Here is a 13,152-nt window from a genome sequence, read left to right as displayed (position 1 = left end):
TACAGGGTTCCGTAGGTCGGGTAAGCGTTAGCGCCACCCGACATCACACTTAAAGCGTCACACCACTCTTAAAGATCGCCAGCTCGCGGAAGTCGTTCTTCTCGTTACAGGTCTGCTTGCCGTTAGCGAATTCCACAATGCTGTCCACAAACTCCGTCAGCAATTCAGGCATCGCTTTGCCGTGAATCAGTTGGCCCGCGTCAAAGTCGATCCAGTGTTTTTTCTTCGCTGCCAGCTCGCTGTTGGTGGCAATTTTCACCGTCGGTACAAAACCGCCGTACGGCGTGCCGCGCCCGGTGCTGAATAGCACCATATGGCAGCCTGCGCCGGCCAGCGCGCTGGTGGCGACCGCATCGTTCCCGGGGGCGCTCAGCAGGTTCAGACCGTGCGTTTTCAGGCGCTCGCCGTAGCGCAGCACATCGACGACCTGGCTCGCGCCCGCTTTCTGGGTGCAGCCGAGGGATTTCTCCTCAAGCGTGGTGATGCCGCCCGCTTTGTTACCCGGAGACGGGTTCTCATAAATCGGCTGGTTGTGGGCAATGAAGTACTGCTTGAAGTCGTTCACCATGGTGACGGTCTTCTCAAACGTCTCTTCGTCGCGGCAGTGGCTCATCAGAATCCGTTCTGCGCCAAACATCTCCGGCACTTCGGTCAGCACCGTCGTGCCGCCGTTGGCAATCACGTAGTCCGAGAAGCGGCCCAGCATCGGGTTAGCGGTAATGCCGGACAGGCCATCAGACCCGCCGCACTCCAGACCAAACTTCAGCTCGCTCAGCTTGCCCGGCTCGCGTTTGTCGTGGCGCATTACCTCGTACAGCTGGTGCAGCTGTTCAATGCCCGCTTCCACCTCATCGTCATGATGCTGACACACCATAAAATGCACCCGCTCAGGGTCAAACTCGCCGAGCGTCTCGCGGAAGGCGTCCACCTGATTGTTCTCGCAGCCGAGACCGATCACCAGCACCGCGCCCGCGTTCGGGTGGCGCACCATGTTTTGCAGCATGGTGCGGGTGTTAATGTGGTCGTCACCGAGCTGGGAGCAGCCATAGGTGTGGCTAAACAGATGCACCCCGTCAGTGCCTTCGGCATTGTTGGTCTCTTTCAGGAAACGCGTCTGGATCTGACGCGCAATCCCGTTCACGCAGCCAACGGTCGGGAGGATCCACAGCTCGTTGCGGATCCCCACGTTGCCGCTGGCGCGACGGTAGATCTGCACCTCACGATCCGCCGCCTGCATCGCTTCCGCGGGTAATTCAGGTTGATAGCTGTACTCGTCCAGATCGCTAAGATTGGTGCGGGTATTGTGGGAATGAATATGTTCACCCGGCTCGATATCCGCCAGCGCATGCCCAATCGGAAGACCGTACTTCACGACGTTATCCCCTTTGGCGAGAGGCTTCACGGCAAATTTGTGTCCGCGAACGATCGCCTGACGCAGGGTGACGCTCTGGTTATCAACGGTCACCACATCGCCTTCACAGAGATCCGTCAGCGCGACGGCCACGTTATCCAGCGAATGGATTTTGATGTATTGCATATCAACCTCAAACGGCCCTAGTTCAGTTCAATGGCGAAGTAGTCACGCGCATTGTTAAAGCAGATGTTTTTCACCATTTCGCCCAGCAGCTGGATATCCGCTGGCGCTTCGCCTGCGTGTACCCAGCGGCCAATCATCTGGCACAGAATGCGGCGGAAATATTCATGACGGGTATAGGACAGGAAGCTGCGGCTGTCGGTCAGCATGCCAACAAAGCGGCTTAACAGGCCAAGCTGCGCCAGCTGCGTCATCTGACGTTCCATACCGTCTTTCTGATCGTTGAACCACCAGCCGGAGCCGAACTGCATCTTGCCCGGCATCCCTTCGCCCTGGAAGTTGCCGACCATGGTGCCCAGCACTTCGTTATCGCGCGGGTTCAGGCAGTAGAGAATGGTTTTTGGCAGCAGGTTTTGTTCGTTCTGTTTGCTCAGCAGCTTAGACAGCTCTTCGGCCAGCGGACGGTCGTTGATGGAGTCGAAGCCCACATCCGCACCGATCAGTTTAAACTGGCGCTGGTTGTTATTACGCAGCGCGCCGATATGGTACTGCTGTACCCAGCCGCGACGGGCATATTCCGCGCCGAGGAACACCAGCACCGCCGTTTTAAACTGCGCCACTTCATGCTCGCTCAGTCCTTCGCCGGAGAGACGACGCGCCAGAATGCTGTCCAGCTCGGCTTCGTTTGATTCCGCAAACAGCACCACGTCCAGCGCGTGGTCAGAGACTTTACAGCCGTGCGCCGCGAAGTGATCCAGACGTTTGGTCAGCGCGGTTTGCAGGTCTGCGAAACGACGAATGTCGGTATCAGAGACTTCCGCCAGCTTCGCCATGTATTCGTTAAACGTGGCCTGTTCGATATTAAAGGCTTTATCCGGACGCCAGCTTGGCAGCACTTTGATATCAAACGCGCCGTCTTTGGCGATCGCCGCATGGTGTTCCAGAGAGTCAACCGGATCGTCGGTGGTGCCCACCATCTTCACGTTCATCTGCTTCATGATGCCGCGCGCGGAGAAGTTATCCTGCGCCAGCAGCGCATTGCAGCGCTCCCAGATTTCATCAGCGGTCGTTGGGGAGAGCAGCGTTCCGGTAATACCAAACGGGCGGCGGAGTTCAAGGTGCGTCCAGTGGTAGAGCGGGTTGCCGATGGTGTGCGGAACGGTCGAAGCCCAGGCGTCAAACTTCTCGCGGTCGGTGGCGTCGCCGGTACACAGGCGTTCAGCCACGCCGTTGGTACGCATGGCACGCCATTTGTAGTGGTCACCCTTCAGCCAGATGTCATACAGGTTTTTGAAACGATAATTTTCGGCAACCTGCTGCGGCGGCAAGTGGCAGTGGTAGTCGAAAATCGGCTGGTCTTTTGCGTAGTCGTGGTACAGGCGGCGAGCAAATTCGGTATCTAACAGAAAATCGTCGGTCATAAACGGCGTCATTATCGTCTTCCTCATTACGGGAGCGTCAGAAAGCGTATGTTCATATGCTGCAAAGTTATCACACCAATTTCCACCAACCGAAGCTTTTTTCGTGAGTGAGATCAATAAACGTCAACAAATAAATTACCCTCTATGGAGTAAACCCTTCTGCATCCCGCGCCATTACTGGCTTTGCCTGCAACGGTGAATGTCCCCACAAAGAATCATACATTTGTGATGTCACTCACCTTTTAAAGTTGTATGACAAGTTATCTTTTCGCCGTCGCAAACACTCAGCCGACGGAATGCATTACCGGTGTGAGAGACATCGGATTTAACGGTACGGATACCGACTTATGCACGCTTACTTATGGCAAGGTTCGGGCCGTTCCGGGACATGCTCCCGGCTACGCCCCTCCCGTTACACAACTGCTCCCGGAAACGGTTGAGAGGTTGCCGTGCTCTGGCGCGGAAATAACATAACGATGAGGTTTTAGATGCGTAAAATTAAAGGGTTACGTTGGTATATGATTGCGCTGGTGACGCTTGGCACCGTGCTGGGCTACCTGACGCGTAACACCGTGGCAGCAGCAGCGCCAACGTTGATGGAAGAGCTGCATATCTCCACGCAGCAATACTCCTACATCATTGCCGCCTATTCCGCGGCTTATACCATCATGCAGCCTGTTGCTGGCTATGTGCTGGATATTCTCGGTACCAAAATCGGCTATGCCTTCTTCGCCATCGCCTGGGCGGTGTTCTGCGGGGCAACCGCGCTGGCCGGCAGCTGGGGTGGTCTGGCACTCGCTCGCGGCGCGGTAGGTGCAGCTGAAGCCGCCATGATCCCCGCAGGGCTGAAAGCCAGCTCCGAGTGGTTCCCGGCAAAAGAGCGTTCCATTGCGGTCGGTTACTTTAACGTGGGCTCATCCATCGGGGCGATGATTGCGCCGCCGCTGGTGGTGTGGGCTATCGTGATGCACAGCTGGCAGATGGCATTTATCATCTCTGGCGTGCTGAGCTTTGCCTGGGCCATGGCGTGGCTGATTTTCTATAAACACCCGCGCGATCAGAAAAAGCTCTCTGAAGAAGAACGCGAATACATCATTGGCGGTCAGGAAGCACAGCATCAGACCAACAACGGCAAAAAGATGACCGTCTGGCAGATCCTCGGCACCCGTCAGTTCTGGGGTATCGCCCTGCCGCGTTTCCTGGCTGAACCGGCCTGGGGTACCTTTAACGCGTGGATCCCCCTGTTCATGTTTAAAGTCTACGGCTTTAACCTGAAAGAGATCGCGATGTTTGCCTGGATGCCAATGCTGTTCGCCGACCTCGGCTGTATCGTTGGCGGCTACCTGCCACCGCTGTTCCAGCGCTGGTTTGGGGTGAACCTGATTGTCTCCCGTAAAATGGTGGTGACCATGGGGGCGGTGCTGATGATTGGCCCGGGTATGATCGGCCTGTTCACCAGCCCGTACGTGGCTATCGCCCTGCTGTGCATCGGTGGTTTTGCGCACCAGTCCCTGTCCGGCGCGCTGATTACGCTCTCCTCTGACGTCTTCGGCCGTAACGAAGTGGCAACCGCTAACGGTCTGACCGGGATGGCCGCCTGGACCGCAAGTACGATGTTTGCATTGGTGGTCGGCGCGCTGGCAGATACCATCGGCTTCAGCCCGCTGTTTGCCGTGCTGGCGATCTTCGACCTGATGGGGGCGGTGGTTATCTGGACGGTGCTGAGAAGCAAGTCGGCAGAGGAGCTGGCGAAAGAGTCCCTCGGGAAACCGGCGACGCAGAGTTAGCGTTGTTGTGCCGGGAGCCGGGTGGCGGCTTCGCCTGACCCGGCCTACAAAACCCATTAAAATCGCAGGCCGGGTAAGCGCAGCGCCACCCGGCAAAATCTTCTCAAAAGCCGCCTCCGGGCGGCTTTTTTAATGGCAAAATCTGGAGAGTGGCACGCAAAAGTGGTATAACAAATCATCTGCCGTACCCTGCCTGGAGCGCATATGGAAATCACCGAACCACGTCGTTTATATCAACAACTTGCTGCCGAGCTGAAAGATCGCATCGAGCAAGGGGTCTATCTTGTCGGTGATAAACTTCCCGCCGAGCGCTTTATCGCGGATGAAAAAAGCGTGAGCCGCACCGTAGTGCGCGAAGCGATTATCATGCTGGAGGTTGAAGGCTACGTTGAGGTACGCAAAGGCTCCGGCATTCACGTGATTTCTAATCTGCCGAAACACTCTCCCGTCACAGACGAAAGTCTGGAGTTCGCCAGCTATGGTCCGTTTGAGCTGCTCCAGGCTCGCCAGCTGATCGAAAGCAATATTGCTGAATTTGCCGCGACGCAGGTGACCAAGCAGGACATCATGAAGCTGATGGAAATTCAGGAGAATGCCCGCAAGGAAAAATGTTTCCGCGATTCAGAGTGGGATCTGCAGTTCCACGTTCAGGTCGCCCTGGCAACCCAAAACACGGCGCTGGCGGCAATCGTTGAGAAAATGTGGACTCAGCGCGTTCACAACCCGTACTGGAAAAAACTGCACGACCACATTGATTCACGTACCGTCGACAACTGGTGTGACGACCACGATCAAATCCTTAAGGCGCTGATTCGCAAAGACCCCCATGCCGCTAAACTGGCAATGTGGCAGCACCTGGAAAACACCAAACAGATGCTGTTCAATGAAACCAGCGATGACTTCGAATTTAACGCTGACCGCTATCTTTTTGCCGATAATCCTGTCGTTCATCTCGATACAGCATCGAGTGCCGCAAAATAGATGACGTTTCTGCTGGCAGGCGCTTCGCTGCGCCTTCTGGCTTAAATGGGTAAGCAAAACATATATAGTGTCAGCCTTTGTAAATCCCCTCGCTCCCCTCCATGGCTTACGCCAAAATCAACTCACCCCTGCAAATTCTGTGACGCAGAACGTTGGGCTTTGTTACAATTGGATTCAATTCCTTATTTTGTAAGTTAGTGCTTGCTAACCAGCCAATTAACAGGGAACAGTGTTGGCCACAACGCAATGTGTCCGCGAGCGACCATAATGAAATCACAACAATGTCGCCGTGCTGTTTGTCCCGGATAACAGGCGTGACGTTAACCGATTTCCAGGAACACTGAATGGAACTTTTGACCCAACTACTGCAGGCCCTCTGGGCGCAGGATTTTGAAACGCTGGCCAACCCTTCCATGATTGGCATGCTCTATTTCGTCTTGTTTATGATCCTGTTCCTTGAGAACGGTTTGCTGCCTGCTGCCTTCCTGCCCGGTGATAGTTTGCTGGTGCTCGTTGGCGTGCTGTGTGCCAAAGGGGCGATGGCGTTTCCACACACCATTTTATTACTGACCGTTGCGGCCAGCCTCGGCTGCTGGGTGAGCTATATCCAGGGAAGATGGCTGGGCAATACCCGGATCGTCCAGAACTGGCTCTCTCATCTTCCTGCGCATTATCATCAGCGTGCGCACCACCTTTTCCATAAGCATGGGCTTTCCGCTCTGCTGATTGGCCGCTTTATCGCCTTTGTACGCACCCTGTTGCCCACCATTGCCGGTCTGTCGGGGTTGAGCAGCACGCGCTTCCAGTTCTTCAACTGGATGAGCGGCCTGTTATGGGTGCTTATTCTGACCACGCTGGGCTATGCGCTGGGTAAAACCCCGGTCTTTATGAAATATGAAGATCAGCTGATGTCCTGCCTGATGCTGCTGCCCGTGGTTCTGCTGGTCTTCGGCCTGATTGGCTCACTGGTTGTCCTGTGGAAAAAGAAATACGGAGCCAGAGGCTGACGATGGTTATCTCACCGCTCGCTCTGCGCCGTTTTGCCTTTGCCGTGATTACACTGGTGGTGCTCAGCGCCATGCTGCTGGCATGGAGCGCGCTTTCACATCAGGAATCGACGCTGGCCATTCGCCCGGTAAACCAGGGTGCCAGCGTGCCTGACGGCTTCTCTGTCTGGCATCATCTGGATGCGAACGGGATCCGCTTTAAGAGCATCACCCCGCAGGACGATGTTTTACTGATCAAGTTTGATTCCCGTGCGCAAAGTGCCGCTGCGAAAGTGGTGCTCGACCGTACGCTGCCGCACGGGTATATCATTGCTCAGCAGGAAGAAGACAGCCAGCCAGCAGCCTGGCTCTCATTGATTCGCGATACGTCGCATCGGTTTGGATAACTTCCAGGATTCCGAATCTTTTCACTCACTTTGGTGAATCCTCCGTTTACTTACTATGCTTAAGTACGCGGAGCATCCCTCGAATGTACTCCGCATAACTTTGGATAGCGGCTTATGCCGCCACACAATGGAAGGTTTCGATAATGAAATTCCGCATTACTCTGGCTCTGGCCCTTTTTTCTTTAAGCACAGCATCCTTCGCAACTTCTCTCTGTCAGGAGAAAGAACAGGATATACAGCGTGAGATCGGTTATGCCGAAAAGCATAACAATCAGCACCGTGTTGATGGTCTTAAAAAAGCGCTGAGCGAAGTGAAAGCGAACTGCTCAGACAGCAAGCTTCGTGCCGATCACCAGAAAAAAATCGCTGAACAGAAGGACGAGATAGCCGAGCGCCGTCGCGACCTGCAGGAAGCGAAAGAGAAAGGGGATGCGGAAAAAATTTCTAAGCGCGAGAAGAAGTTGAAAGAAGCGCAGGACGACCTGAAAGCGCTGGAAGCTCGCGATTATTGAGTTAACGGAAATCTCAACAGGAGAAAATCATGTCAAAAGATACGACGTCTGAACATCTGCGCGCTGAACTGAAATCCCTGGCCGATACCCTTGAAGAGGTGCTGAACTCCTCTGCTGACAAGTCAAAAGAAGAGGTTAGCAAACTGCGCAGCAAGGCGGAGCAGGCGCTGAAAGAGAGCCGCTATCGTCTGGGTGAAACCGGCGATGCACTAGCGAAACAGACCCGCGAAGCGGCTGCCCGTGCGGACGAATACGTACGTGATAATCCATGGACGGGTGTGGGGATTGGTGCCGCAGTCGGTGTGGTACTGGGTGTCCTTCTGACGCGTCGTTGATATGGAAGATCCTCGTCACGCACAAGGGCCTGCTAACAACGTCCTCGGCATCGGCCAGCGTATTTTAACGACGCTGGTCGGGATTGCCGAAACGCGCGTCCGGCTGGCAGTGGTCGAGCTGGAAGAGGAGAAAGCGAACCTCTTCCAGATGCTGCTGATGCTCGGGCTGACCATGCTCTTCGCCGCGTTTGGTCTGATGAGCCTGATGGTGTTAATCATCTGGGCCATTGATCCGCAGTATCGTCTTAACGCGATGATTGCCACCACCGTTGTTCTGCTGGTCGCGGCATTGATTGGCGGTATCTGGACGCTGCGCAAAGCGCGTAAATCCACTTTCTTGCGCCATACGCGCCAGGAGCTGGCTAACGATCGCGCCCTGCTGGAGGATGACTAGCCGTGAGCGGTAAAGCCGAACGTCAGAAGCGGAAAGCGTACCTGTTAAGTGAGATCCAGCAGCAACGGCTGGACCTGTCTGCCAGCCGTCGCGACTGGATTGATGCGACGCGGCGCTTTGACCGTGGCTGGAATACCGTCCTGAGCCTGCGTTCATGGGCGCTGGTCGGCAGCAGCGTGATGGCTATCTGGACGGTTCGTCATCCAAATATGCTGATCCGCTGGGCCCGGCGCGGCTTTGGTGCCTGGAGCGCCTGGCGTCTGGTGAAAGCGACGATTCGTCAACAGCAGTTGCGGTAGCCTTCTCGCCGGGTGGCGGCTACGCCTTATCCGGCCTACTTGCAAACGTAGGCCGGGTAAGCGCAGCGTCACCCGGCAAAATCCCCCTCCCTTACTCAATATCTTTGAAATAGATTGACAGTTTTCCTTGCTAACAATTGCTACCCGCCCCGTTTATGATGCTCTCCATCGACAGCAATGACGCGGTATCTACCCGGAATTGCAGACAAATAAAGTTCAGCCGCTGATGTGGTTTCCTGGAGAGTAAAATGAAAAAATTAGAAGATGTTGGTGTACTGGTAGCACGTATTCTGATGCCAATTCTGTTCATCGTTGCAGGTTGGGGAAAAATCACCGGCTATGCGGGTACCCAGCAATACATGGAAGCCATGGGCGTTCCGGGGTTCCTGTTGCCACTGACCATTCTTCTTGAATTCGGCGGCGGCCTGGCGGTACTGTTCGGCTTCCTGACCCGTACCACCGCGTTGTTTACCGCAGGCTTCACCGTGCTGACAGCGTTTATCTTCCACAGCAACTTTGCGGAAGGCGTGAACTCTCTGATGTTCATGAAAAACCTGACCATCGCGGGTGGCTTCCTGCTGCTGGCCGTCACTGGCCCGGGTGCATACAGCATCGACCGCGTTCTGAATAAGAAGTGGTAAGCACGCTATACTGAATGAACAAAAAGCGAGGAGACTTCTCCTCGCTTTTGCTATCTGACGGAGGAGAAAAAATGGGACAACTCGTAGACGGCGTCTGGCAGGATGTCTGGTATGACACCAAATCCACCGGTGGTCGCTTCAAGCGCTCAGCTTCGGCCTTCCGTAACTGGCTCACCGCTGACGGTGCGCCTGGCCCGAGCGGCGAAGGCGGCTTCGCGGCTGAGAAAGACCGTTATCATCTTTATGTTTCCCTTGCCTGCCCGTGGGCGCACCGCACGCTGATTGTGCGCAAACTCAAAGGTCTCGAATCCCTCATTCCGGTTTCCGTAGTGAACCCGCTGATGCTGGAAAACGGCTGGACGTTTGACAGTGATTTCCCTGCGGCGACCGGCGACGATCTTTACCACCACGATTTCCTTTACCAGCTCTATCTGCGCGCCGATCCGCACTACACCGGGCGCGTTACCGTGCCGGTGCTGTGGGACAAGAAAAACCAGACGATTGTCAGCAATGAGTCTGCGGAAATCATCCGCATGTTCAATACTGCGTTTGACGCGCACGGCGCCCGCGCCGGAGATTACTATCCGCTTGAACTGCGCGAAAAGATTGATGAGCTGAACAGCTGGATTTACGACAACGTCAACAACGGTGTCTACAAAGCCGGCTTTGCCACCAGCCAGGAAGCGTATGACGAAGCGGTCGGGAAGGTGTTTGAATCGCTGGAGCGTCTGGAACAGATCCTCGGCCAGCACCGCTACCTGACGGGTGACCGCCTGACGGAAGCGGACATTCGCCTGTGGACCACGCTGGTTCGCTTTGATCCGGTGTATGTCACCCACTTTAAGTGCGATAAACACCGCATCAGCGACTACCTGAACCTGTATGGTTTCCTGCGTGACATCTACCAGATGCCGGGCATCGCCGACACGGTCGATTTCGACCATATCCGCACCCACTATTTCCGCAGCCACAAGACCATTAACCCAACGGGCATTATCTCCATTGGGCCGTGGCAGGACCTGGATGAACCGCACGGGCGCGACGTTCGTTTTGGATAAATATTAAGGGCATCAATAGATGCCCTTTTTAAATTCACAATCTCCATCTATCCTTACCTCGATCGCTTAGAAAACAAGTGATTGACTGACTAATGAGGCAAGGAAAATGGACTGGTATTTAAAAGTACTGCGTAACTATATTGGATTTGGTGGCCGTGCCCGCCGTAAAGAGTACTGGATGTTTGTTCTGGTGAACTTCGTCCTCATTATGGTGCTGGGTATTATTGATAAAATTCTTGGCTGGGAGCGGGCTGGCGGAGAAGGCGTGCTGACTACTATCTATGGCCTGTTAGTCCTGCTGCCATCATGGGCGGTGCTATTCCGTCGGCTGCACGATACCGATCGTTCGGCGTGGTGGTTATTGCTGCTGTTGATCCCGATCGTGGGCTGGATCGTGATTCTGATCTTCAACTGTCAGAGCGGCACCCCGGGTGAAAACCGCTTTGGTCCGGATCCGAAAGCTGGCGTGTAAATCAGAGCCCGGTGGCGCTTACGCTTACCGGGCACAATTTTATTTATTGTGGTGGGCAAAGAGCTTTGGAATTTCGCGCAAGCACCACGATTTGGCTTCGCCCATGCTGTCGCGACGCCACGCCATAATGATATCCACTTCGCTGGTGTACTCCGGGCTCACTACCCGCAGCCGTCCTTCCGCAATATCTTTTTCCACAAACGGATAAGGCATCGTCGCCACGCCCAGACCGGCCAGCAGCGCCTGCCGTTTGTCTTCCAGTGAGGTCACCGTCAGACGAGGCTGTTTATCCAGCAGCTGTACCGTCAGTACCGGGCGCTCACGCGCGGTATCCGCGACCGCCACGCCACGATACTTCACGCGCGTGACTTCAGAGAGCGGTTCCGGCTCCTGGTGAATCGGGTGATTGGGTGCAGCAACGTAGACGTTCATCACGCTGTAAAGCTTGCGCGAGTTGATTTCCGATGAGGAACGGAAGTGCATGTCCGGCGCAATGACGATGTCCGCCCTGCCCGTCTCCAGACGCTCCCACGCGCCTGCCAGCACCTCGGTGATAATTGACAGCTGGGTATTGGCCTTCGCCGCCAGGCGGTCCACCAGCGGGAACAGCGCTTCAGTCGGCACCAGCGCTTCCGTCACCAGCGTCAGGTGGGTTTCCCAGCCGCGCGCCAGCGCTTCGGCGTCTGTCGTGAGCTTATCCGCCGCTTCCAGCAGCACGCGGCCGCGCTCCAGCAGCATCCGCCCGACGTTGGTGAATTTTGTTCGATGACCGGAGCGGTCAAAAAGCACCACGTCCAGCTCTTCCTCCAGCTTCTGCATGGTGTAGCTCAGCGCAGACGGAACACGCCCCAGTTCATCTGCCGCCGCCGCAAAACTGCCACGCCGGTCAATCGCGTCCATCACGCGAAGCGCCTCAAGCGTCAATGCTCTTTCTTTAGCCATCTCGTTCTCATTCAGGAAATTTGAACATACCAGGCAGAATATCTGGCTAACAATGCAGCGTCCATACCTTTACCATTGTTTTAGTGTAAAGAGAGGTCAAGTTTATGATTACGACAAGAACAGCTAAACAGTGCGGACAAGCCGATTTCGGTTGGCTGCAGGCCCGCTACACCTTTTCCTTTGGACACTACTTTGACCCTAAACTCCTCGGTTACGCTTCATTGCGCGTGTTGAACCAGGAAGTGCTCGCCCCGGGTGCCTCCTTCCAGCCGCGTACGTACCCGAAAGTCGATATCCTGAACCTGATCCTGGAAGGCGAGGCAGAATACCGCGATAGCGAGGGCAATCATGTCCAGGCAAAGGCTGGCGAAGCGTTGTTAATTTCCACGCAGCCGGGCATCAGCTACAGCGAGCATAACCTCAGCAAAGACAAAACGCTGACCCGCATGCAGCTGTGGCTCGATGCCTGCCCTGAGCGGGAAAATCCGCTGGTACAAAAGTTAGACCTGGCAGGCGATAAGCAGCAGCTGATTGCATCGCCAGATGGCAGCAAAGGTAGCCTGCAGCTGCGTCAGCAGGTGTGGCTGCATCATATCGAGCTGAAGAAAGGTGAACAGGCGAGCTTCCAGCTTCATGGCCCACGCGCCTATCTGCAGTCGATTCACGGCACGGTGCATGCGGTAACGCACGCGGAAGAGAAAGAAGCGCTCACCTGCGGTGACGGGGCGTTTATTCGTGATGAAGCGAATATCACGCTGGTGGCGGATACGCCGCTGCGCGCGCTGCTGATTGATTTGCCGGTTTAGAGAACGCCCTCACCCTAACCCTCTCCCAATGGGAGAGGGAACCGATCGAGCCACGGCAGAATCATCCAGCGCCGTACGCGACGACGAAATTACTCTGCCAGCGCGTTAGCCATATCGGTTCTGATCTGCTTGCGCTGCTCCGGCGTCAATACCTGGCTGACGTCGAAGTAATATTTCACGCGGTAGTAACGGGTCTGCTCTTCAATTTTGCTGAACGCGGTAAGCTGGCTTTTCACCGTACTTTCGTCCCATTTACCCGCCTGGAACATGTCGATCAGCGCGCCGTCCTTTACGCCCGTCATCGGGATCTTGCTGACATTCTGTTCCAGCTGCTCATGCAGACCTTCAATTTTCTTCACCTGCTCATTGCTGAGCTTCAGGTGCTGAACCAGCGGATCCTGCGAGGGAGACGGGGCAGCCTCAACGTTAGCGGCCTGTGCCGTAAAACTGCACACCGTCAGTGAAGCCGCTACCAACGCAATACGGGTCATTTTCATCATCTTACTGTCCTTACATTCTGTTATAGGGAAAAGCAGGCGTATTGTTTTTCAAGAGCGGATGAATATGTGTGAGTAAT

Annotated in this window: 16 protein-coding genes; 12 read left to right on the top strand and 4 right to left on the bottom strand. The window is 55.3% G+C overall.

Features of this window, described 5'->3' with window-relative positions; translation table 11 throughout:
- Positions 1-49: 49 nt before the first annotated feature.
- Positions 50-1,537: a UxaA family hydrolase gene (locus tag PYW49_RS10120; RefSeq protein WP_320386353.1), complete on the bottom strand. Its 1,488-nt coding sequence runs from the start codon at positions 1,535-1,537 to the stop codon at positions 50-52.
- 17 nt (positions 1,538-1,554) lie between these two features.
- Positions 1,555-2,967 (bottom strand): glucuronate isomerase, encoded by a 1,413-nt coding sequence (gene uxaC, locus PYW49_RS10115; RefSeq protein WP_320386352.1) that lies wholly within the window; start codon positions 2,965-2,967, stop codon positions 1,555-1,557.
- Positions 2,968-3,443: 476 nt separating this feature from the next.
- Between uxaC and PYW49_RS10110 the strand changes: the two genes are divergently transcribed.
- From PYW49_RS10110 to PYW49_RS10060, 11 genes are all read left to right on the top strand, one after another.
- A complete protein-coding gene (locus tag PYW49_RS10110; protein WP_134347458.1) occupies positions 3,444-4,742 on the top strand; it encodes an MFS transporter in 1,299 nt (432 codons plus the stop codon).
- A gap of 204 nt (positions 4,743-4,946) precedes the next feature.
- Positions 4,947-5,723 (top strand): transcriptional regulator ExuR, encoded by a 777-nt coding sequence (gene exuR / locus PYW49_RS10105; protein ID WP_134347457.1) that lies wholly within the window; start codon positions 4,947-4,949, stop codon positions 5,721-5,723.
- A 344-nt stretch (positions 5,724-6,067) separates the two neighbouring features.
- Positions 6,068-6,730 carry a DedA family general envelope maintenance protein YqjA gene (yqjA, locus tag PYW49_RS10100; protein WP_134347456.1) on the top strand — a complete coding sequence of 221 codons (663 nt, stop codon included), beginning with the start codon at positions 6,068-6,070 and terminating at the stop codon, positions 6,728-6,730.
- A 2-nt stretch (positions 6,731-6,732) separates the two neighbouring features.
- Entirely contained in the window at positions 6,733-7,116 is a 384-nt protein-coding gene (gene mzrA, locus PYW49_RS10095) for an EnvZ/OmpR regulon moderator MzrA (protein ID WP_134347455.1), read from the top strand.
- A 143-nt stretch (positions 7,117-7,259) separates the two neighbouring features.
- Positions 7,260-7,628: a DUF1090 domain-containing protein gene (locus PYW49_RS10090; RefSeq protein ID WP_134347454.1), complete on the top strand. Its 369-nt coding sequence runs from the start codon at positions 7,260-7,262 to the stop codon at positions 7,626-7,628.
- A gap of 29 nt (positions 7,629-7,657) precedes the next feature.
- Positions 7,658-7,963 (top strand): DUF883 family protein, encoded by a 306-nt coding sequence (locus PYW49_RS10085; protein WP_008503141.1) that lies wholly within the window; start codon positions 7,658-7,660, stop codon positions 7,961-7,963.
- A gap of 1 nt (position 7,964) precedes the next feature.
- A complete protein-coding gene (locus PYW49_RS10080) occupies positions 7,965-8,357 on the top strand; it encodes a phage holin family protein (protein WP_023333540.1) in 393 nt (130 codons plus the stop codon).
- Positions 8,358-8,359: 2 nt separating this feature from the next.
- Positions 8,360-8,656 (top strand): YqjK-like family protein, encoded by a 297-nt coding sequence (locus PYW49_RS10075; protein WP_047347747.1) that lies wholly within the window; start codon positions 8,360-8,362, stop codon positions 8,654-8,656.
- Positions 8,657-8,904: 248 nt separating this feature from the next.
- Entirely contained in the window at positions 8,905-9,297 is a 393-nt protein-coding gene (locus PYW49_RS10070) for a DoxX family protein (RefSeq protein WP_023309292.1), read from the top strand.
- 71 nt (positions 9,298-9,368) lie between these two features.
- Positions 9,369-10,355 (top strand): glutathione S-transferase family protein, encoded by a 987-nt coding sequence (locus PYW49_RS10065; protein WP_320386351.1) that lies wholly within the window; start codon positions 9,369-9,371, stop codon positions 10,353-10,355.
- A 106-nt stretch (positions 10,356-10,461) separates the two neighbouring features.
- Positions 10,462-10,827 carry a DUF805 domain-containing protein gene (locus PYW49_RS10060; RefSeq protein ID WP_059312204.1) on the top strand — a complete coding sequence of 122 codons (366 nt, stop codon included), beginning with the start codon at positions 10,462-10,464 and terminating at the stop codon, positions 10,825-10,827.
- Between the two features lie 39 nt (positions 10,828-10,866).
- Here the strand turns inward: PYW49_RS10060 and yhaJ are convergent, their stop codons facing one another.
- On the bottom strand, positions 10,867-11,769 hold the full coding sequence (gene yhaJ, locus PYW49_RS10055; RefSeq protein ID WP_008503135.1) for a DNA-binding transcriptional regulator YhaJ: 903 nt from the start codon (positions 11,767-11,769) through the stop codon (positions 10,867-10,869).
- 104 nt (positions 11,770-11,873) lie between these two features.
- Here yhaJ and PYW49_RS10050 point away from each other — a divergent pair, with 104 nt between their 5' ends.
- Positions 11,874-12,575: a pirin family protein gene (locus PYW49_RS10050; protein WP_134347451.1), complete on the top strand. Its 702-nt coding sequence runs from the start codon at positions 11,874-11,876 to the stop codon at positions 12,573-12,575.
- Between the two features lie 89 nt (positions 12,576-12,664).
- On the opposite strand, the gene PYW49_RS10045 is transcribed toward PYW49_RS10050, so the two are convergent.
- Entirely contained in the window at positions 12,665-13,075 is a 411-nt protein-coding gene (locus tag PYW49_RS10045) for a Spy/CpxP family protein refolding chaperone (protein ID WP_320386350.1), read from the bottom strand.
- Positions 13,076-13,152: the final 77 nt, after the last annotated feature.

The organism is Enterobacter chinensis (genome assembly GCF_034008295.1).
Taxonomy (GTDB): Bacteria; Pseudomonadota; Gammaproteobacteria; order Enterobacterales; family Enterobacteriaceae; genus Enterobacter; species Enterobacter chinensis.
The sequence above is the reverse complement of the archived record's forward strand: the minus strand, read 5'-3'. Positions and strand labels throughout refer to the sequence as shown.